We start from the raw sequence: 20765 nt of genomic DNA on the forward strand, positions 1-20765 counted from the left end.
GGAGGGCGTGCGCTCCTCGCCGTTCGGGGCGGCCCCGGTCGCTCCGGTCGCTCCGGTGCGGGTGAAGGCGGGTGCTTCCCGGACGCCCGGCGGCCCGCGCCGCCGGGCGCCTTCGTCGTCCTGAGCGGGCCGGTCTGCGTCTCCTGCCGGTTCGACGGGCCGGGGCCGCCGGTCAGGCGAGCGTGCGGCCGAGGAAGTCGCGGATGAGGGCGGCGATTTCGGGGCCGTGGGTTTCCAGGGCGAAGTGGCCGGCGTCGAGGAGGTGGAGCTCGGCGTCGGGGAGGTCGCGGAGGTAGGCGCGGGCGCCGTCTGCACCGAAGATCTCGTCGTGCTCGCCCCAGGCGATCAGGACCGGCGGGCGGTGTTCGGCGAAGTAGCGCTGGAAGTCGGGGTAGCCGTCGAGGTTGAACTGGTAGTCCCAGAAGAGCTGCAGCTGGATCTCCTTGTTGCCGGGACGGTCGAGGTAGGCCTGGTCGAGGGTCCAGGCGTCAGGGCTGATCCGGTCGGCCCGGTCGGCCGGGACGCCGTGGGTGTACTGCCACCGGGTGGCGTCGGCTTCGAGCAGCTGCCGGACGGCCGGCTCGTGCGCGGCCCGGTCCTTGGCGTGCGCGAACAGGAGCTCCCAGAACGGGGTGAAGCCCTCCAGGTAGGCGTTGCCGCTCTGGGTGATGATCGCGGTCACGCGCTCGGGGTGCCGGGAGGCGATGCGCAGCCCGATCGGGGCACCGTAGTCGTGGATGTAGAGGGCGAAGCGGTCGATTCCCAGGGTGTCGAGCAGTTCCAGGGTGTACTCGGTGAGCCTGTCGAAGCTGTACTCGAACTCGTCGACGGACGGCGCTGCGGACTGGCCGAACCCGATGTGGTCGGGCGCGATCAGGTGGTAGGTGTCGCCCAGCTCGCGCAGCAGGTTGCGGAACATGGCCGAGCTGCTGGGGAAGCCGTGCAGCAGGACGAGCGTCGGGTTGGCCGGATCGCCCGCCTCCCGGTAGAAGACCGGCCGGCCCTGGATCTCGACGGTGGTGTGGCGTACGTCGGTCATGTTAGGTTCTCCTGTCATCGATTCTAACTGGTATTCACATGAGTAACGGTTAGGTCCGCAACGTTCATTCCCGGGCGCGGAGTTGTTTGTCGCGGGGCCGGCGTGGCCCGTTCCGCATGCTGCCGCCGACTCGGATCGACGCCGGACGGTGGACCGTGTGGCGGTGGTCATGGGTCGACTGAACTACACGATTCAGTTCACCGTCAAGACTGAACGGTTCGGTTGATAGAATAGACTGAGCGGTTTAGTTTCCTCGATGTCGAAGCCACCCGGCCCACGGAGCGGCCGGTAACTCCCGCCCTGTCCAGCACTTCTGAAGGAGTCCTAGCATGGCCACCGCCGAGATCCCCGCCGCCTCCGGTTCGCCGCGCGAGTCCGTCGCGTCGGCCGCACGCCCCCCGCTCCCGCCGTTCACCGCGGAGACCGCGGCCGCCAAGGTCCAGGCGGCCGAGGACGCGTGGAACACCCGCGACCCGCAGCGCGTGGCCCTCGCCTACACGCCCGATTCCGTCTGGCGCAACCGCGACCGGTTCGTCAACGGGCGCGAGGAGATCACCGCCTTCCTCGCCGACAAGTGGGCCAGGGAGCACGAGTACGCGCTGCGCAAGCAACTCTGGTCCTTCACCGGCAACCGCATCGCCGTCCGGTTCCAGTACGAGTGGCACGACGACGACGGCCAGTGGTGGCGCAGCCACGGCAACGAGCTCTGGGAGTTCGCCCCGGACGGCCTGATGCAACGCCGCGAGGCCAGCATCAACGACCTCGCCATCACCGAGGCCGACCGCACCATCCACGGGCCGCGCGGGGACGACGGGCGCTGATTGACCGTCAATCACTCCTGGTGGTCGGCTGATCGGCACGACACCCCTTGGCGTCGGCATCGCGCGACGGGGCGGGGGTTCGGTTTTCCGAACCCCCGATCCGGGGGCGAGCACCATCGATCGCCGCGCCCGGCCCGGCCAGCATGGAGCCATGGCTGAGACGAGAACGACAGTGGTCGCCGGGCCCGCCGCCCGCGCGGACGACCTGCACCGGGAGTACGGGCGGGGCGGTGCGGCCGTGCGGGCGCTGCGCGGGGTGTCGGTGGCGTTCGCGCCCGGGACCTTCACCGCCGTGATGGGGCCCTCCGGCTCCGGCAAGACCACCCTGCTGCACTGCCTCGCAGGCATGGACCGGCCCACCCGCGGCACCGTCCGGTGGGGCGACACCGAGGTGTCCCGGCTGTCCGAGCGACGCCTTGCCGAACTGCGCCGCCGCCGGGTCGGGTTCGTCTTCCAGGCGTTCAACCTGATGCCCGCGATGACCGTCGCCCAGAACGTCGAGCTCCCCGGTCGGCTGGCCGGAGTCCGACCCGGCCGGGCCGCCGTGTCGGACGCGCTCGCCCGGGTCGGCCTGGCCGGGCGCGAGCGGCACCGGCCGGGCCAACTCTCCGGCGGCCAGCAGCAGCGGGTGGCGATCGCCCGGGCCCTGGTCGCCCGCCCGGACGTGCTCTTCGCCGACGAACCCACCGGCGCGCTCGACCGTGCCACCGGTCACGAGATCCTCGCTCTGCTCCGGACCGGCGTGGACCGGGACGGGCAGACCTGTGTGATGGTCACCCACGACCCGGTGGCGGCCGGCTACGCCGACCGCGTCCTGCTGCTCGCCGACGGCCTGTTGGTGGACGAGCTGGAGCGGCCCACGGCGGCGCTGGTCGGCGAGCGCCTGAGCCGGCTGGGCGGGTGAGCGCGATGCCTGGCCCGATGCCGAACGCCCCGACGCCGAACTCCCCGGTGCCGAACGCCCCGACGCCTGCCGCCCCGACGCCCGGTACGGCGGCCTCGTGCGCCACTCGCGCCGAACCGGGGCTCCGACGCCCGGGCCGGGGTGCCGTCGCGGCCCTGGCCTTCGGGCAGCTCCGCCGCAGCCCCGCAGCCTTCGCCGGGTCGGCGGCGGCACTCTTCCTCGCCCTCGCCGCGGTGACGCTGTTCGGCTCGCTCTTCGCCGCCGCGGCCGCCGCTCCCGCCGCCGAGCGGGATCCCGCCGGACCGGGACTGATGGTGATCGCCGGGGCCTTCGGCGAGATCGCCGTGGTGGTCGCCTTCTTCGTGGTGGTCAACGCGCTGGGCTTCGCTGTTCGCCGGCAGCACCGTGAGCTGGCGCTGCTGCGCACCGTCGCCGCGACGCCCCGGCAGGTCCGGCGGCTGGTGCGCGGCCAGGTGGTCGCGACGGTCCTGCTGATGGCCGTACCCGGCTGCGCGGCCGGCGCGTTCGCCGCCCGCCGGTTCCTCGCCGCGCTGCAGCAGCGGGGGATGGCCGCGCCCGCCGTGCGGGTGCCGGGCACGCCACTGCCGATGCTGGTCGCGCTCGCGGCGGTGCTGCTCATCGCCCTGGCCGCGAGCGCCGTCGCGGCCCGGCGGATCTCCCGGATCGCGCCCGCCGCCGCCCTGACCGCGAGTTCGACCGAGCACGGTCGAACCGGGCCGCCCCGGCTGCTCGCCGGGGCAGGTGCGCTGGTCGGCGGCGGGCTGCTGGTTCGGCTGGCCGCGACCCGCCCGGCCGACCAGCCGGACAAGGCCGGGCAGGCGGCCCTGCTCGCCTCGGTGGTGCTGCTGGTCGCCGTAGCCCTGCTGGGCCCGCTCGCGGCCCGCGTGGTCGCCGCCGTGCTGGGCGCGCCGGTGCGGCTCGCGGCGCCGCGCTCCGGCTGGCTGGCCGACGCCAATCTGCGCGGCTACGCACACCGGTTGTCCGCCGCCGTGGTGCCGGTCTCGCTCCTCGTCGGCCTCTCGGGCACCATGTCGATCATGACAAGCACCGCAGCGCACGCGGCGAGCCGGGCGGCGGCCGGCGGCACCTCCGTGACCTCCGCCACCGATGTCTGGCTGCGCCAGGCGGAGCTGGCCATGCTGGTCTGCTTCGCCGCCGTCTCCACGGTGAACACGCTGGTGGCGCTGACCGCCGACCGCCGCCGAGAGTTCGCCCTGCTCCGGCTGGTCGGCGCGACCCGCCGCCAGCTGCTGCGGATGCTCACCGTCGAGGCCGCGCTCACCACGGCCATCGGGGTCCTGCTGGGTTCGGTGGTCGCCGCCACCGCCTCGGCGGCCTTCAGCGCAGCGCTCACCGGCTCCGCCCTGCCGGCCGTCCCGGTGGCCACCTGCGGGTGGATCGCCGTCGGCGCGGCAGCGCTGACCGTGCCCGCCGTCCTGGGCACCGGTCTGCGCGCCGTCGCCGGCCCGGCGGCGGAACTGGTCGGCGGCGGCCGTGACTGAACGGCAGCGGGGGAGCGGTCCGGCGGGCCAGAGCCGGCGGCGGTACTTCACGGTCCGTGGCGGCGAGCTGCTCTTCGCCGTCGCGGGCCTGCCGCTCGCCGTCCTGGGCGGCGCCTACGCGCTCGCCGTCCTCTACGCGGGGGCGCTGCTCTCCCTCACCGTCCTCGGCCTGCCGTTCGTGGTCGCCGCTCTCCACGGCACGCGCGGCCTCGGCACGATCCACCGCCGGCTGGTGGGCCGGCTGCTCGGCGAGCACGTCGAACCCCCGGCTCCGCTGCCGACCCAGGACGGCGTGTTCGCCCGCGGCCGCGCCGTCCTGGTCGACCCGGTCGCCTGGCGGGCGCTGCTCTACCTGCTGCTGCGTCTGCCGCTGGGTCTGCTCGGCTTCGCCGCAGTCGTCGTCCTGCCGCTCGGCTGCGGCTGGCTGGTCGGATTCCCGCTCTGGGTACGGTTGCTGGAGCCGGGCGACCGGCCCCCCGGTCTACTGGACGCGGTCGCCGCCCTGCTGGGCCTGGCCGTCCTCGCCGCCGTGCCGGGGGCCAATCGTGCGCTCGGCGCGGCGAACCGGCGCCTGGCCCGGCTGCTGCTCGGCCCGGCCCGTGCCCAGCAGCGGGTCCGCGCGCTCGAATCCGCCCGCGCGACGCTCCTCGCCGAGAACACCGACCGGCTCCGCCGTCTGGAACGCGACCTGCACGACGGCACCCAGGCCCGGCTGGTCGCCCTCGCCATCACCCTCTCGCTGGCCGACGACGTGCTCGACCCCGTCGCCGCGCAGGCCGACCTCACCCGCCTGCGCACCCTGGTCGACCGGGCCCGCGGTCAGACCGACGACACCATCGCGGAGCTGCGCCGGCTCACCCGTGGCATCCACCCGGTGGCCCTGGACGGCGGCCTGGGCGAGGCGCTGCCCGGGCTGGCCGCCGGCTCGGCCGTGCCGGTCACCGTCCGGCTCGACCTGCGGGAGCGGCCGGACGGGGCGATCGAGCAGGCCGTCTACTTCTGCGCCGCCGAGCTGCTCACCAACGTCACCAAGCACAGCGGAGCCCGGACGGCCGAGCTGTCGGCGACCGCCACCGACGGCCGGGTCCGGTTGACGGTGCGTGACGACGGACGCGGTGGCGCCTCCTTCGGGGCCGGCCCGGCGGCTCGGGGTGGTACCGGCCTCGCAGGGCTGCGCGAGCGGCTCGCCGCCGTGGACGGCGTCCTGCGGGTGGAGAGCCCGCCGGGCGGCCCGACCGTCGTCACCGCCGAGCTGCCGAACTCGCTCTGACGAGGCGCCGGTCCGACCTCCTGCGGCAAACCGCCCGGACGGTGACCTGGCGGCGCGGATCGTGCGATCAGAGGTGGCGCTCGTCGACCGCCCCGGTGCAGGCGAGGTAGGTGAGCACCGCCTTGACCCGCCGGTTGTCCGCCTCGGTGGCCGGGAGGTCGAACTTGGTGAAGACGGCGGCGACATGCTTCTCCACGGCTCGCTCCGACACCACGAGCCGCGTGGCGATCGAGCGGTTGGAGTGGCCCTGCGCCATCAGTTCGAGCACCTCGCGCTCGCGGGGCGTCAGCGCGTCCACGCGGTTGCGCCGGCCGCCCCGCATCAGCCGGGTCACCACCTCGGGGTCGAGCGCCGTACCGCCTTCGGCGACCCGGCGCAGCGCGTCCACGAACTCGGACGTCCGGGCGACCCGTTCCTTCAGCAGGTACCCGATCCCCGCCGCGCCGCCGGCCAGCAGTCGACCGGCCCAGGCGGTCTCGACGTGCTGGGAGAAGACCAGGATGCCGACCTCGGGGGCGCCCGCCCGGAGCTCCACGGCGGCGCGAATGCCCTCGTCCGTGTGAGTGGGCGGCATCCGGATGTCCACCACGGCCACGTCGGGCCGGTGCTCCGCGACGGCGGCCAGCAGCGCGGGGGCCGTTCCGACGGCGGCGACCACCTCGCACCCACGGGCACCGAGCAGTTCGACCATCCCGTCCCGGAGGACGACGGAGTCCTCGGCCAGTACCACGCGCAGCTGCTTGTCGATCATGACGCCATTATCGGGGCGCGGCCTTCGGCCGGCTCCAAGGCGGCGACGAGTTGTCCGCGCAGTGCGCAGTGCGCAGAGCCGGTAGCCGTTGGAGCCCGGTGGGGCGACGATCCAACCGAACAGCGCGGTGTAGAACGCCGTCGTCGTCCCCACGTCGGGGGTGCCGAGGTCGATCCAGCTCACGCTGTTCCCGGTGTGCCGCGTGAGGTGGAGCGAGGCCTGTCCAGAGTCGACTCGACGGCGTTCTGCGGTGTCAGGTGTAGTACGACGCGGCCATTGCCGACCAGGGCAGCCTGCGCACCGTCGCGGCCGAGGGATTAGCCGGCCGGGTCGGCGAGCTCACCGGAAAGCTCACCCGCGCCGGAATGAGTTCATCCCAGGCCGCCGATCTGGCCACCCTCGTGATCGTCACACTCGAAGGTGCCCACGTCCTCCGTCACGCAGCGGGCAGCATCGCGCCTTTCGACCGACCCGCCGCGGCCCTGCTCTCCGCGCTCCCGAGCCCGGGGTGACCCGGTGCCAGAACATCGCAACGTAGCGCGCGGACCAGGCGGCCGGCGAAGCCTTGATCCGCCCGGATCTTCCGGACGCTGGGGTGGTCAAGGCGGGTCCACAGCAGCGGGCGACGCGCGCCGTCACGGTCCCGGATGTTCGCCTTACCGGCGGACGCGTCGCCCTTCACGCGACGGTGATCGCGTCCAGCTTCGCCCGCAGGTACTCCGTGGAGTCCACCGGCTCGTACTCGACCCGCCCGATCGGCGCCGGTAGCGGCGCGACCTCGGTGTGCGGGTCGCACTCGTAGAAGTACACCAGCGACATCAGCTCCTTCTCCGGGGCCTGCGGCGACGGCGGCAGTACCCGGTGCCGCCCCGAACGCCACCGGTCGCCCGTCCAACGGGCCATCAGGTCACCGATGTTGACCGTCAGCGCCGCCGGATCGTACGGGGCGTCGGCCCAGCCCTGCTGCTCCGTCCAGACCTGCAGCCCGCCCTTGCCCTGCTGGCGGTCCAGCAGTGTCACCGTGCCGAAGTCGGTGTGCGGGCCGATCCGGTACTGCCCCGGCAGCGGCCGGCCCACCACGCCGACGCTCGGGTACCAGTTGATGTTGCAGGTGTACGTCGACGCGCCGGTGTGCCGGGTGAAGAAGTCCGCTGGCTGGCCGAGTGCGGCCGCGAGCAGGTGGAGCGTGTTGTCCGCGACGGTTCGCATCTTGGCCAGGTACCGCTCGACCACCGCCTGCAGTCCGGGCGCCTCCGCGCTCGGCCAGACGTTTCGCTGGAACCAGAACTCGTCCAACTCGGAGTCACCGGTGGCTTCTTCCGATCCCATCGTCCAGGACTCCTTGAGATCCGGTGGCGTCTCCGTTCCCTCCGAGTAGCCGTTGGCCTCGGCTCCCCGGCCCAGCCAGCCCCGGCCGCCCACCGACACGGCGTACCGGTTCTTGGCCTCCGCGGGAAGGGCGAAGAACTCCCGCGCCGCCGAACGGATTTCTTCCCGCTCCTGCTCCGTCACCCCGTGACCGGTGATCAGCAGGAAGCCGGCCCGTCCGAGCGCCTCGTCCACGCTCCGCGCGATCCGCTCGCGTTCGGCGGCGGTACCCGTCAGCCACCGGCCCAGGTCGACGGTGGGGATCCGAACCTCGTTCATCTTTGCTCCTCCAGAGAGTTGGGCGTTCCGATACGGCTATTCGCCGAGGTCCTCGAACCACAGCTCCGGCCTGGCCGCGATGAAGTCCGTCATCAGCTGCAGGCACGTGGGGTCGTCCAGCACCGTGACCTCGACGCCGTGTTCGGCCAGCCAGTCCTGACCGCCGACGAAGGACCGTGCCTCGCCGACCACCACCCGGCCGATCCCGAACTGCCTGACCAGGCCCGAGCAGTACCAGCAGGGCGAGAGGGTGGTCACCATCGTGGTGCGCCCGTACCCGCGCAGCCGCCCGGCCGCCCGGAATGCCGCCGTCTCGGCGTGCATCGACGGATCACCGTCCTGCACCCGGCGGTTGTGCCCCCGGCCGAGTACCTCTCCGTCCGGACCGAACAGCGCGGCCCCGATCGGGATGCCGCCCTCCGCCAGCCCGGCCCGGGCCTCCTCCACCGCAACGGCCAGAATCCGTTCCATATCCACTGCTCCACCTCGCCCTCTCCTGTCGGCGGAAACACCACGGCAACGTTCGGAACGTACCCTCCCAGGCCTGTACCAGCTCACGCCGCACCGGCTCGTGCCGCACCAGCTCAACGCCGCCACCGGCGTCGGCGTCACCCCACCCCTGCCTGTCGGGAGCCCGCGATGACCGCACTCACCCTCCGCGAGATCCTCGCCTTCGACGTGCTCGGCCCGGCCGCCCCCGTCCTGCTCGCCGGCCGGGCGGCGCTGGACCGGCCGGTCCGCTGGGTGCGCTCCAGTGAGGTCTACGAGGGCTACGCCTTTCTCTACGGTGGCGAGCTGCTGCTCACCAACGGCTTCGGGCTGGCACACACCTCGGCGGGACAGCAGAGGACCTATATCCGTGAGCTGGCCGCCCGGGGTGTGGCGGCCGTGTTCATCGAGATCGGGCGTGCGCTGGCGACCATGCCCGAGGCCGTGGTGGCCGAGAGCGAACTGCGCGGTCTGCCGCTGGTGGCGCTACGCCGGGTGGTGCCGTTCGTCCGGATTGCCGAGGCCGTCAACACCGCGATCGTCTCGCTCTCGCTCGCCGAGCGGACCACTCGTCGCTACCGCGACACCGCGCACACGGCCTCCGGGACGGACCGGTCCGCGCATTCGGCGGCGCTGCTCGCCGACCTGGCCGACGCCGCCCCGGTGGGCCGCGCCGAAGCGGCGGCCAGGGCCGAGCTTGCCGGGGTTCCGCCCGATACCGGGCCATCGGTTGGTGGGCCTCGCGGCCCGCGGTCTGCCGGATCTGACGCTCCGTCGGCTGGCGCTCTCCCTGGGCGGTTCCGTGCTCACGGCCGCGCTGCCCGGCGGGATGCTCGCTCTCCTCCGAGTGCCACCGGGCCCGGACGCCGTCAGGGTCGCGACGGGTGCGCTGCGGGAGGCGGCGCCCGGTGAAGCCGTGGTCGGGGTCGGCCCGGCGGTGGCCGCCGAGGCAGGCTGGGAGCGGTACGGGGAGACGCTCCGGGAAGCCAGGACCACGCTCGAACTCGCCGTCACCGTCCCGCCCGCCGAGCCGGACGCCGCCGCCCGCCCGGGCGAGCCGCACGTGACCTCGGCCCGCTCCCTCGCCCTGGAGCGCGAACTCACCCGCAGTGGCGGCCCCGAACGGTGGGCCCGCCTCGCGGACGACTCGCTCGGCCCACTGTTGGCCTGGGAGGCCCGCCACCCGAGCGACCTGGTTCGGACGCTGGAGGTGCACCTGCGCAACGGTTGCTCGCCGACCCGTACGGCCGCGCTGCTGCACATCGGACGGCAGTCGTTCTACCAACGGCTGGAGCGGATCGAGTTGCTGCTCGGGTCCGAGGTGGACGACCCGGAGCTGCACGGCGAGTGGCTGCTCGCCACCTGCGCTCACCGGCTGCTCCGATCCGGTGAGCGCATCGGAGCGCGCCCCGCCGGCCACCCCGTCGACCACCCCGTCGACCGATCCGTCGACCGATCCGTCGACCGGCTGGGCGCCGATCAGCGTGAGGGCGCCAGGGCGGGGACCCGCCGCAGCCCCGCGTACAGCACCGCTGTCAGCGCGAAGCCGACCAGGCAGGTGAGGTCGCCGATCGAGGGCGCCGCTCTGACGAGGTAGCCCGTGAACTGCTCCTGGCTGCTGAAGAGGAGTACGGAGAGCACTGTCCCGGCCACCATCGCGATCGGGCCGGCCCACACCTCGTACCCGGCATCGGCCATCTGCTCGGCAGCTGTGGCGTCCGTCGACCCGGCCCGCCGGCGCAACCACTCGTCGGTGAACACCACGGCCAGCCAGGGCGCCACCCAGTAGGCGATGACCAGCAGGAACGCCTCGTAGGAGTGCCCGGCGTCGCTCAGCCCGCTCCAGGCGACCAGGAAGCCGAGCGCGCCGATCACCAGCGCCACCGGGCCGCGCGGCAGCTTGCGCAGGCCGAGCGAGACGAAGGACATCCCGGCGGAGTAGATGTTGATGGCGTTCGCCGAGACGGCTCCGAGCATGATGGCGAGCAGCGTCAAGTTGCCGAGCCAGCCCGGAAGATGGCCGGTGAAGGCGGCGGTGGGGTTCCGCTCACCCGTGGCGATGGTCGCCGAGGCGGCGCCGACCACCGCGAGCAGTGAGACACCCACGAACACGCCGACGGCCGGGTAGAGGGCCACCTTCCAGCGCGCGGTCGCGGCGGGCAGGTAGCGGGTGTAGTCGGCGGCGAACGGGTTCCAGCCGGCGGCGTACCCGAAGGCCGTACTGAATGCCAGCAGGAAGCCGCCGGTGGTGCCCGTGGTGCTCGCGGCTCCGCCCAGGTGGGCCTTGCCGAGGGTGACCGCGGACGCTGCCAGGAACACCACGGTCAGCGGCGGCAGTGCGTAGCGCTCAAAGCCGTGCACGAAGTTGTGCCCCAGATAGGCGACCGCGATCTGGGCGATAACCACCAGGACCAGGCAGAGCAGCGTCGGCATCCCGGAGAGGGTGGCCAGTGCGAAGGCGCCGGAGACACTGTTGACGGCGAACCAACCCAGGCCCGCCCCGGCCGCGTTGAGGGCGGCCGGCAGGGCGTTCCCCCACCGCCCGAACGCCAGCCGGCCGGCCACCATCTGCGGAACGCCGAACCTCGGCCCGTACACGCTGAGCCACCCGTGGGTGGCCGAGCCGACGGCGGTGCCGAGCAGCAGCGCCGCGGTGGCCGTCCAGAACCCGAGGCCGAAGAAGAGCACCGAGATCACGCCGATGTAGACCGTCGCGAACTCCATGTTGGGGGAGAGCCACGTCCAGAGCAGCCCCAACGCGCTGCCGTGCCGGGCCGATTCGGGGACCGGCTCCGCGCCCGTGGGCTCGACGGCGAGGACGTGGGAACCATAGGCGGTGATGAGGGCGTTCGGGTCTGCGGGGGCGCTGACGGACGTACCGTCATCCCCTCTCGCGGGGGCTGTCGTCATACCCACAAATCTCGGGCCCACGGGCACCGGCGCCAACGTACGGACCGTACGCAGCCGGGCGCGCTGTGGCGTACGTTCTGTACGCACCGCGCCCCTTACGCGCCGGCGCGTTGCCGAGCCGTTAACCTGCGGTTTCCGGCCGGCCGGCTGAGCCGCTGGGTGAGTTGTGGACGGCTCGCACGTCCGGGCGCCGATCGCGGCAAGAAGGGCAGCAAGCCGCATGTGCGGTCCGATGCCCAGGGCATCCCGCTCGCCGTCGTCGTCTCCGGCGCGAGCACGCGTGACAGCCTCGCCCTCAAGCCGCTCATCCGCGGCATACCCGCCGTCCGGTCCCGCCGGGGACCACGGCGGCGCCGACCCGTCGAACTCCGCGCGGACAGGGCGTAGCTCTCCGCCGAACACCCGGCCTGGCCGCCGCCCTGACCTGCTACCAGAAGCTCGCGAAACGTGCCACGTGAGACACCCCCCCGAGCGGGCGCGGGGACTCTCGTCGGGGCCGGTTCACGGGCCTCGCGCGGGAAACCGGTTGGTGGGCGTGTCGCAGCCGCCCGTAGACTCCGGTGCTCGTGACCGAGACCAGTACCACCGCAGCCGCCCGCGCCGCCGACGCCGAGCTGATCGGCTCCGCCGTCGCCGCCGCCGGGCAGGGCATGATCGACCGCGAGACCGTGGCCGAGGTGGTGGTCCTGTGTGCGGTCGCCGGCGAGCACCTGCTGGTCGTCGGCGCACCGGGCACGGCGAAGTCCGAGGCGGTCCGCCGGATCGCCGGGCAGCTCGGCGGCCAATACTTCGAGTACCTGCTCGGGCGGTTCACCGAGCCCAACGAGCTTTTCGGCCCCGTCGACCTGCGTCAACTCCGCGAGGGCCGGGTCGAGTTCGAGACCGCCGGGATGCTGCCCGAGGCCGAGATCGCCTTTCTCGACGAGGTGTTCCTCGGCTCCACCGCCGTCCTCAACACCTTGCTCGGCCTGCTCAACGAGCGGGTCTTCCGGCGCGGGCGCACCGTGTTGCACAGCCCGCTGCGGGTCTGTGTGGGCGCGGCCAACCACCTGCCGGAGGATCCGGCGCTCGCGGCGTTCGCCGACCGCTTCCTGGCCCGGGTGTTCGTCGAGCCGGTGGCGGACGCCCGGCTGGAGGAGCTGCTGGAGGCCGGCCGCCGGCCCGCGACGGCACCGCTCCACCCGCGCGCCCCGCTCCACCCGCGCGACCTGACCGATTCGCGCGGCCTTGCCGACCCGCGCGACCTTGCCGACCGCGCCGGCCCGGCCGACCGGCTCGGCGCCCTCGACCGGCTCGCCGCCGCCGCCCGTGCCTGCGACCTCGACGAGGTCACCCCGCTGGTGGCCGCCGCGCTGCGCCGGCTGCGCGCCGCGGGTGTGCCGATCAGCGACCGGCGGGCGGTCCGCTCGCAGAAGCTGGTCGCCGCCGCCGCCGTGCTCGACGGCCGGACCAGGGCCTCGGCTCGCGACCTGTGGGTGCTGCCGCTGGTCGCCCCCACCGCCGACGCCCAGGCGCAGGCCCGCGACACCCTCGCCGATCTGGTCGAGAAGGCCGCCAACCGCAGCCTGGTGCACGCCGCCGAGGAACTGTCCCGCAGCTCGGCGGCCCGTGCCGAGCGGCTCGTCCGCACCGGTAGCGCGCTGCTGGCCGCACACCGCACCCTCCCCGAGGGGCGCGACTCCCGGCTGCGGCTGGAGGCGGCACTGCGCGAGATCGACGCGGGCTTCGACCCGGCCGACCTGTCCGGCGCCCTGGCCGGGATACGCGCCGAGCTGGTTGCGGCGGTCGTCCCCTCGTGACGGTCACCGCCCCACCGTCCTTCCCGCTCCGCTGGGAACGCCGTGAGCCGCCGCTGCCCGCCGCCGCCGTGCTCGGCCTGGGCGACGCCGTGCCCGCGCTGGCCGTGGCCACGCGCGAGCGGCTGGTCGGCGGCGCCCGGCTCGGCGTGGTCGCCGGCGACGGCGCGCTGCTGGTCCTGGGGGCCGACACGGACCTGCCGTGGGCGGACGGCGCCCGTTACCTGGGCCTCGACGCCGGCGTGCTGGTGCCCACCACTGCCCGCCCCCGGCCCGCCGCCGCGCTCTGGCGCACCGCCGTGGGTGCCGAGGACGACCGGCTCTGCGTGCTGCTCCCCGGTCATGCCCTGGTCGCCGACCCGCCGCCCCCGAGCACCGACCCGGCCGCGCTGAACCCGTACACCCAGGACGCGAGCACCGAGGACTCGTACCCCGGGGACGGGAAGAGCGGGGACGCGAGCACCGGAGCCCCGGCCGCGCCCGCCCCGGCCGCGCCCGCCCCGGACACCGGGAGCGCCCCGCGATGACCACCCGCCTGCCCGCCGCGCTGGCCCCGTGGGCCGCCGGCCTCGCCGCGCTGACACCTGAACTCGCCGTCGCGCTGGGCCCGTTGCTGCGCCGCCTGGACGCCCTGATCGGCGAGCGCGAGCCCGCCGTCGACGACCGCGGCACCCCGGACGGGTTCGGCGGGCTCGCCCGCTCCGGCCGGCCCGACCAGCTGCTCCCCTCGGAGTGGCTGCTCGCCGACGAGGCCCCCGACGAATTCCTGCGGCGCCTGACCGAGGGTGAACTCCTGCATCTGGCACCCGAGTTCCGTGCCACGGCGGTCCGCGGCCGGATCGTGGTGCTGGCCGACACCGGCCCGTCCCAGGCCGGCGCCGGCCGGCTCGTCCAGCTCGCCGCCCTGCTGGTCCTGCACCGCCGGGCGGCCGCGCACGGCGCCGAGCTGGTCGTCGGCATCCTCGGCGACCCGCCCGGCCACTGGCTCACCGGCGACCTCCCCGAGCTGCTGCCGCGCTGGCTCGACGCCCGGCGCCACGCCGACCCGACACCCGAGGACGTCCGGCAGGCGCAGCAGGGGCTGGACGCCGCCGACCGGGCCTGGGTACTCACCTCACCCCGGCTGGCAGACCGGCTCGGCTCGCACCAGCGGGTCCTGGCGAGCGAGCCGAGCGGCTGGAGCGCGGACGGCGCCGTCCGCGTCACCGTGCGTCTCGCGCGCACGCGCGTCGACCTGCCGCTGCCCGCCACGCAGATCGCCGTCCGGGCGCTGCGCGGCGCCGAGTTCCGCCGGGGCGCGCCGGCGGTCGTCGCCCTCCCGGCCGGGACGACCGGGCGGGCGTCGCCGGCTTTCACCACCGAGGCCCGCACCCTGCTGCTGCGGGGCGCGCACCCCGCCGAGCTGCTCGCGGTCAACCTGCCGGTGAGCGCGTCACAGCAGCCCGGCCCGATCCGGGTCCGCCGCCACCACCTGCACGGGCCGGTCGTCGCGGCCGGCCGGACCGGCCGGCGCCTGATCGTCCTGCAGATCAGGGGGGAGCGGCTCGTCCCGTACGTCAGCGGCCGCCCGCTCGGGGAGGGCGACGCGTACACCGTCGAGCTGGACGTGCTCGGGCTCGACCGGGCGTCGCTGGAGAGCCTGCTCACCGGCCCGGTCCGGCCGGTGCTGCGCGACGGTGACGACCTGCTCTGCCCGCTGGGCGGCCGGTGGTGGCGGATCACGCGGGACGGGAACGCCCGGGACGACGGGCCGCTGGCACCGGGCGCGGAGGAACGCGGCTTCCAGCGGTTCCGGGAGCGGCGGCTGTTCCGGCACCCGCTGGCGCCCGAGGCGGAGCGGGCCCGGCACGTCGTCCACAGCGGCACCACCCAGGGCTGGTCCGAGGACGGCAGGAACTGGGTGCTGCGGTGCCGGCAGGGCGATCCCGTCCAGCTCTCGTTCCGGGAGCAGGCCGACGTGGTCGGCCTCGTCCACGACGGCGTGCTCCCGGCACTGATCACCTGCACCCGGGGGCGCGAGCGGGTGGTGCGCAGCATCCGGGCGGACGGCACCCGCACGCTCAGCCGGCTCTCCGGCGGCTCGGGCCCGCCCGCCGTCCACCCGACCCTGCCACTGCTCGCCGTCGAACCGGGCCCCGGCCGGGTGGTGGTCGGCGACGCCAACACCGGCCGCATCGACCACCACCTCGGGAGCGAGCAGTGAGCGCAACGGCCGCAGCGTTTCGGGCCACCGTGACCGCCGCCGGCTTCGTCCTGGACGTTCCGGTGATCGGTGCGGTCGAGGCCGCCGAGCGCGTCCTGGCCCACTGGGAGGACGGCGCCGACCTGCGTCTGCTTCCGGACGGCCGCTGGCTGCTCGTCCTCGCGGCGCCGGTCGGGATCCGGGCGGACGGCGCGCCCGGGCTGCCGGTGCGGCGCCCGGGCGGCGGCGGGCTGGCCGCCGTCGGCACCGAGGGCGCCCCGGTGCCGGCCGGTCGCCTCGCCCTCACCACGGCGGGAGCGGTGACGACGCACCGGATCGCGGAGCTGCGGCCGGTGGACCCGTCGGGCTGGCTCGACCCGGCCGGGCTCACCCTCCACCGGCTCGCGCCGGTCGGTTCGGTGGCCGAACCCGATCCCGTCGCCGAGGACCTGTCGCGGCCGGCCCGGCCGGACCTGCGGGCGGCGGCGGGCATCGGGGCCCGCTCGAAGCGGGCCCGTCGCCTGACCGAGGCGGCCCCGGTGAGCGGCCGACCGCGGCCCCTGTCCCGGCTGCGCCGGTCGCTCCGCCCGCTCCCGCTGCTCCAGTCGCTCCGCTCGCTCTCGCTTCCCCGGCTGGCCAGGTCGTTCCTTCGGCCACGGTGGGCGGACGCGTCGGGACGGCTGGCGTTCGTGACGGTGACCGTCCTGATGGCCGTGGCCGTCGTCGTCATGGCCCTCTGGTCCGTTCACCTGATCCTGGGCCGCGGCCTCCACCCCGCCGGGTCCGTCTTCGCCCTGGTCGCCGCCGCCGCGGTCCTCGGGGGACGGGGACGCCGGTACCACATCGCCGCTACCTCCGGTGCCGGCAAGCCCGCCTCGGGCGCCGTCGCCCCGCGCGCCCTCGCCTCGCGCGCCGTTCCCCGGCCGACCCGCGCCCGCCGGCCCCCGCTGGCCGGCCTGCTCGCCCGCCTCGCCATGCGCACCCCCGCCGGCGGGCTCGTCCAGGGTCGCCACGCCCGCTACCTGCGGGAGCTGACCCGCGCCTTCGAGCAGCGCCGCTGGGACGACGCCCTGCGCGACGCGTTGCGCCTGGCGGACGCCTCCTCCGGCGCCGAGCAGGGGTGGCTCTCGCTCGGCCTGCCCCGACGCCACACGGGCCCGCTGCGCCCGACGCCCACCGCCGGCGGGCCGGCGGGGGTCTCGCCGCTGTCCGGACCGACCGTCAAGTCGATGCTGGCCGACCTCTACCGGCAGGCCGCCGCCGCTCTGGAGCGCGAGGGGCGGATCGACGAGGCGGCGTTCGTGCTGGCCGACCTGCTGGACGTCCCGGCCGAGGCGGCCGCCCTGTTGGACCGGCACGGCCGGGCGGCCCAGGCCGCCGAACTCGCCGAGGGCCGTGACCTGGCCGCCGACCTGGTGGTGCGGCTCTGGTGGCAGGCGGGCGAGCGTGACCGGGCGATCCGGACGGCGCACCGGCGGGCCGCCTTCGCGGGCGCGGTCGACCGGCTGAGCGCCGACGACCCGCAGGCCGGGCGCGAGCTGCGCACCGCCTGGGTCGAGCACTGCCGGGCGAGCGGCGACCGGCTGGGCGCGGTCGAAGCAGCCTGGCCGGACGAGGCGCTGCGGCCCTCGGTGGTCGCGGATCTGCGGGACGCGGTCGCGCTCGGCGGCCCGGCGCGCGGGCGGGCCCTGGCCCACCTGCTGGCGCTCGGCGCGGGGGAGGCGACTCGGGCGTTCGCGCTGGCCGTCCTGGAGGACGGCGGTGACGGCTCGTCCGGTTCAGACGGTTCGGACGGTTCGGACGGTTCAAACAGCTCCGGCAGCTCGGAGGCCTCCGCCGCCGGCGAGGGCGCTCGCGCGCGGGCCACCGGCCGGTCCGCGCTGGCCACCGCGCTCGCCGAGTTGCCGGGCGCGGATCCGGCAGGCGACCGGGAGCTCGCCACGGCGGCGGTCCGCGCCGTGGTCCGGGACGGCGGCTTCGGCGATGCGGGCACGCTCGACCAGCGCACCGAAGAGGCGCTGTTCGAGCGGCTGATGAAGCGCGCCGACCCGCTGACGGCGGCGGATCTGCCGCGACCGCGGCGCACCGCCCGCCCCACGGTCGACGGCCGGAGCGAGCTGTCCTTCGCGGACCGGCCCGGGACGCTCCCGGTCCTGGACGCGGCGCGGCTGGAGTCGGGCCTGCTGCTGGTGGCCTGCGGCCAGGCGGGGGTGCGGCTGCTGGGGCCCGACGGCCGGGTGCGCGCCCGCTGGGACGTCCCGGCGGACGAGCTGGTGCTGGCCGACCACGGCGGCGCCGCCCTGCTGGTGGCCCGCTACGGGCAGCTCCGCGAGATCTCGCGGCTGGACCTCGGCACCCGCGCCGTCCGGTACTGGACCACGCTGCGGGTACGCCGGCTCGTGCCGTCCTTCGACGGCCGGCACTTGCTGACCGTGGACGACGACGGCATCGCCGTCCTCGACACCCTGGCAGCGCGCCCGACCGTGGTGTGGCGCGAGCTCGGCGGCGAGCAACGGCCGGTCGGCCCGGTCGTGCGCACGCCGACGTCCTGCGCGTCCGTGGTGTCCTCCCGGCTGCCCAGGGGCAAGGTCCTGACGGAGCTGTGGCGCTGGGACCAGCCAGGCTGGGAGCTGCGCTCGCGCACCGGGCTGGACGCCGAGCACCTCACCGAGGGCACGGCGGTGCTGGCGAGCGGCCGGCTGCTGACCGCCGAGCCGGACCGGGAGCAGGGCCGCACCACGCTGCGCTGGTCGACCGACCGGCCGCCGGCGGAGCAGCTCGTCGCGGGCGTGGCCCCGGCCGGCCCGGTCGTCGACGGCGACCACTGGGCGCTCGCCCTGTCCCCGGCCGCCGACGGCACCGTGCGCGTGCGCACCGGCACGGCGAGCGCCACGGAGGGACCGCGGACGCTGCTCCTCCCGAACGCGACGGCGGCGGGGCAGGTGGGGGCCGGAGCACCGACGGTGGGCCTGCGCCACCACGGCGGTGCGCTGACGTTCTGGCATCGTTCCGGCCGGGTGCTCGCCACCACCACCGACGGCTCGGCCGTCCTCGCCAATCTGCGGGTCACCGTCGGCTGACGCCGGGTCGCGGCCCCACCCGACGGCCGTCGTCGGCAGGGCCCGCGGCCGCCCGAGGGGCCGGGGCACGGGTCGCTGTCGTCGGCTCTGCTGTCTAGGATCCCGGGATGGCTGGAATGTCGATCATCGTATGTCTGCCCGGCTCGACACTTGACGGGGTTGGCGGAGTTGACGGAGCGAACAGAGTGGACGAGGCGGTCGCGAAGGCGATGAAGCCCTTCGCGAGAGACGGTACGGGTGCCGTGGAGCGGGACGTGTGGGACAGCTACCGGATCTGCGGCGGCCACGCGGGTCTGCCCGTCCTGGCCGGCCACGCCCGCGACCCGCGTCTGATCACCGGTCGTCCCTCCTGGGACGGGACGCGGGAACCCGAGGTGGTGGGCTGGTACGCGGGCGCGCCGCGCGAGCTGATCGACTTCGGCGACCGGCAGCGCGTGGCGGCCGCCGAGCACGCGGGCCGGGTCTGGGACCGCTGGCAGGAGGTGGCCGCCGGCCACCCGGTCGCGCACGACGAGTCCGTGTTCTACCACCGCCACCTTGCCGCCGGCGGGACCAGGGCCTCCTACCCGGCCTCGTCGGAGGCCGTCGACTACCGGCTCCAACCGGCGGTTCGCGACTGGGCCGAGATCGCACCGACCCTCAGCCGGCCCGATATCGCGGACCACTTCACCTTCGGCCATGACCCGGTCGGCATCGGCCAACGCAGTCGCCAGGACTACGTGTCGACGTACGCGGCCAGCCTGCTGCCCCGGCGCAACGTGCTCACGCTCGACGGGTGGTGGCACGATCTGGACGAAGAGCCCCTGCACGGGGGCTGCCACGGTCGTGCGACCTGCGTCCACGAGCCGGACATGGCCGGCGGACACCTCGGAGCCCAGGCCTACCTCGACGACCTGCCCGGGGACACGCTTCTGGTCAACGTGCGCTGCCACGTCTGAGCTCGCGTGGAGAGTTCGCCGGCTCAGTCCACCTTGGCCAGGGCCCGGGAGAGCCGTTCGCCGGCCGCCCGGTCGAAGCCGTCGGGGCAGTCGATCCCCTGCGACTGCGCCAGCTCGCGGACGTGCAGGTCGGCGAGGGCCTCGGTGAGATCCGCGAAGGCCGCCGCGGCGTCCCGCCCCCGGCGCAGGCCGATGCCGACGGTGGCCGCGCCGACGGGGGCGGCCGGCCACCACCAGACGGCCAGCAGCAGGTACCCGGCGCCCCAGGCGCAGAGCCGGGCGGCGGCGCTCAGCTGGAGGCGGGCGGTGTGCAGCTCGGCGCGGGTGCCGTCGGCGGCGAGCAGCCACAGGTGCGGCCAGGCGGCCGCGAGGTCCAGCCGGTAGGCGCGCCAGAGGCGTTGGCCGGGCGCGGCCAGCCGGTCCCCGGTGCGGAACGGGTGGCGTGGGCGGGCCGGGGCGATCCGGTTGCGCTCGGCGTACCGGCGCTCCGCGGTGTCGGCCAGGTCGTCGGCGTCGGCCGTGCCGGCGATCCGGGCGCGGCCCGCCGCCAGCAGGGCGGACCGATAGGCGTCGTCGGCGCTGCGCCAGCGGCGCAGCCGCCGGTCGGCGAGCCGGCGCAGCACCGGGCCGTGGCCCGGTGCGCACCAGAGCAGTTCCACTGCCGCGCCGAGGGCCTGTGCGGCCGCCCCGACCGCGGCCGCGCCGACCAGCAGGGCCAGCGCGGCGACGGCGATCACGGCGGCGCTGTGCGAACCGGGCGCGGCGGCCAGGTCGTCGAGCCGTGAGCGGAGCCGTCCGACGTCGCGCCAGTGGCTCTGGCCGAGGACGGCGGCGGTGGTCAGGACCGCGAGGTAGAGCAGGCCGGGGAGGGCGAGCAGGGCGACCCAGCGTTCGGCGATCCGGCCGCCCAGCGCGCTGAGGAAGGCGCTGGTCACCGGACTCCCACCGCGCGCAGCGGCTGCCCGAACACCAGGCACTGCGACGGGTGCGCGGCGTCGGGCACCTCCACCCGGCCGCAGTGGCCGTGCGGGCAGGCCAGGACGTGCAGTGGCGGATGGCCCGGGCCGGCCACCGGCAGGGCACGGAAGGTGGGCCCGGGGGCGGGGGTGGTGCGGTAGGAGCCGAGCCCGGCGGTGTGCCCGGCCATCAGCAGTAGCTCCTCCAACTCGTCGAAGGCGTCGTCGAGTTCCGCCGGCGGCCGACCGGCGCGCAGCTGGGAGGTGAGGTGTTCGACGAGGCGGCGCCCCGCGGGGCCCAGGTCGAGCGAGCCGGGCGCGCCGGTCAGCCGCCGGCAGAACTCCCCCAAGCGCGCGTGCCCGGTCGTCGGGCGGTCCGGCTCGCGGCTCTCCGGCTCGACCACGCGGCCCCCTTCGTGGCTTCGTTGCGGATCCCGGATCAGTATAACGACGGGCTTC

General features: G+C 75.2%; 18 protein-coding genes and 1 pseudogene. 12 read left to right on the forward strand and 7 right to left on the reverse strand.

Annotated features, from left to right (window positions below; all coding sequences use genetic code 11):
• Positions 1-172: 172 nt before the first annotated feature.
• On the reverse strand, positions 173-1039 hold the full coding sequence (locus AB0J08_RS19815; protein ID WP_360635420.1) for an alpha/beta hydrolase: 867 nt from the start codon (positions 1037-1039) through the stop codon (positions 173-175).
• Between the two features lie 329 nt (positions 1040-1368).
• On the opposite strand from AB0J08_RS19815, the gene AB0J08_RS19820 reads away from it, so the two are divergent.
• From AB0J08_RS19820 to AB0J08_RS19835, 4 genes are all read left to right on the forward strand, one after another.
• On the forward strand, positions 1369-1860 hold the full coding sequence (locus AB0J08_RS19820; protein WP_360635423.1) for a nuclear transport factor 2 family protein: 492 nt from the start codon (positions 1369-1371) through the stop codon (positions 1858-1860).
• A 151-nt stretch (positions 1861-2011) separates the two neighbouring features.
• Entirely contained in the window at positions 2012-2764 is a 753-nt protein-coding gene (locus AB0J08_RS19825; protein ID WP_360635426.1) for an ABC transporter ATP-binding protein, read from the forward strand.
• Between the two features lie 17 nt (positions 2765-2781).
• Positions 2782-4287, forward strand: a complete 1506-nt coding sequence (locus tag AB0J08_RS19830) for an ABC transporter permease (protein ID WP_360635429.1) — start codon at positions 2782-2784, stop codon at positions 4285-4287.
• Positions 4280-5557: a sensor domain-containing protein gene (locus AB0J08_RS19835; RefSeq protein WP_360635432.1), complete on the forward strand. Its 1278-nt coding sequence runs from the start codon at positions 4280-4282 to the stop codon at positions 5555-5557. Before AB0J08_RS19830 ends, AB0J08_RS19835 begins: the two co-directional genes overlap by 8 nt.
• A 67-nt stretch (positions 5558-5624) precedes the next feature.
• Here AB0J08_RS19835 and AB0J08_RS19840 read toward each other — a convergent pair whose 3' ends face one another.
• From AB0J08_RS19840 to AB0J08_RS19850, 3 genes are all read right to left on the reverse strand, one after another.
• Complete coding sequence (locus tag AB0J08_RS19840; protein WP_360635504.1) at positions 5625-6308, reverse strand: response regulator transcription factor; 684 nt, start codon at positions 6306-6308, stop codon at positions 5625-5627.
• Positions 6309-6986: 678 nt separating this feature from the next.
• Complete coding sequence (locus AB0J08_RS19845; protein WP_360635435.1) at positions 6987-7955, reverse strand: 2-oxoglutarate and iron-dependent oxygenase domain-containing protein; 969 nt, start codon at positions 7953-7955, stop codon at positions 6987-6989.
• Between the two features lie 36 nt (positions 7956-7991).
• Positions 7992-8426, reverse strand: coding sequence for a nucleoside deaminase (locus AB0J08_RS19850; RefSeq protein ID WP_360635438.1), 435 nt, complete (start codon positions 8424-8426; stop codon positions 7992-7994).
• A 168-nt stretch (positions 8427-8594) separates the two neighbouring features.
• On the opposite strand from AB0J08_RS19850, the gene AB0J08_RS19855 reads away from it, so the two are divergent.
• Positions 8595-9356, forward strand: a complete 762-nt coding sequence (locus AB0J08_RS19855) for a PucR family transcriptional regulator ligand-binding domain-containing protein (protein ID WP_360635441.1) — start codon at positions 8595-8597, stop codon at positions 9354-9356.
• Positions 9357-9360: 4 nt separating this feature from the next.
• Entirely contained in the window at positions 9361-10041 is a 681-nt protein-coding gene (locus AB0J08_RS19860; protein WP_360635444.1) for a helix-turn-helix domain-containing protein, read from the forward strand.
• Here AB0J08_RS19860 and AB0J08_RS19865 read toward each other — a convergent pair.
• On the reverse strand, positions 9924-11354 hold the full coding sequence (locus tag AB0J08_RS19865; RefSeq protein ID WP_360635447.1) for a cytosine permease: 1431 nt from the start codon (positions 11352-11354) through the stop codon (positions 9924-9926). The genes AB0J08_RS19860 and AB0J08_RS19865 overlap by 118 nt on opposite strands.
• Before the next feature lie 192 nt (positions 11355-11546).
• Between AB0J08_RS19865 and AB0J08_RS19870 the strand changes: the two are divergent.
• The 6 genes and pseudogenes from AB0J08_RS19870 to AB0J08_RS19895 all read left to right on the forward strand — a co-directional run.
• Positions 11547-11735: pseudogene (locus AB0J08_RS19870) on the forward strand (IS5/IS1182 family transposase); the annotation flags it as partial.
• Positions 11736-11920: 185 nt separating this feature from the next.
• Positions 11921-13153 (forward strand): AAA family ATPase, encoded by a 1233-nt coding sequence (locus AB0J08_RS19875; protein WP_360635450.1) that lies wholly within the window; start codon positions 11921-11923, stop codon positions 13151-13153.
• On the forward strand, positions 13150-13677 hold the full coding sequence (locus AB0J08_RS19880; RefSeq protein ID WP_360635453.1) for a hypothetical protein: 528 nt from the start codon (positions 13150-13152) through the stop codon (positions 13675-13677). The genes AB0J08_RS19875 and AB0J08_RS19880 overlap by 4 nt, the downstream gene beginning before the upstream one ends.
• Complete coding sequence (locus AB0J08_RS19885; RefSeq protein ID WP_360635456.1) at positions 13674-15353, forward strand: hypothetical protein; 1680 nt, start codon at positions 13674-13676, stop codon at positions 15351-15353. Before AB0J08_RS19880 ends, AB0J08_RS19885 begins: the two co-directional genes overlap by 4 nt.
• Positions 15350-18412 (forward strand): bpX6 domain-containing protein, encoded by a 3063-nt coding sequence (locus tag AB0J08_RS19890; protein WP_360635459.1) that lies wholly within the window; start codon positions 15350-15352, stop codon positions 18410-18412. The genes AB0J08_RS19885 and AB0J08_RS19890 overlap by 4 nt, the downstream gene beginning before the upstream one ends.
• 185 nt (positions 18413-18597) lie before the next feature.
• Positions 18598-19350: a hypothetical protein gene (locus AB0J08_RS19895; RefSeq protein WP_360635462.1), complete on the forward strand. Its 753-nt coding sequence runs from the start codon at positions 18598-18600 to the stop codon at positions 19348-19350.
• A gap of 23 nt (positions 19351-19373) precedes the next feature.
• Here AB0J08_RS19895 and AB0J08_RS19900 read toward each other — a convergent pair whose 3' ends face one another.
• Positions 19374-20285, reverse strand: coding sequence for a hypothetical protein (locus tag AB0J08_RS19900; protein WP_360635465.1), 912 nt, complete (start codon positions 20283-20285; stop codon positions 19374-19376).
• Positions 20282-20710, reverse strand: coding sequence for a hypothetical protein (locus AB0J08_RS19905; RefSeq protein WP_360635468.1), 429 nt, complete (start codon positions 20708-20710; stop codon positions 20282-20284). The genes AB0J08_RS19900 and AB0J08_RS19905 overlap by 4 nt, the downstream gene beginning before the upstream one ends.
• Positions 20711-20765 lie beyond the last annotated feature (55 nt).

This window comes from Kitasatospora sp. NPDC050463, from assembly GCF_040655255.1.
Lineage (GTDB): Bacteria > Actinomycetota > Actinomycetes > Streptomycetales > Streptomycetaceae > Kitasatospora.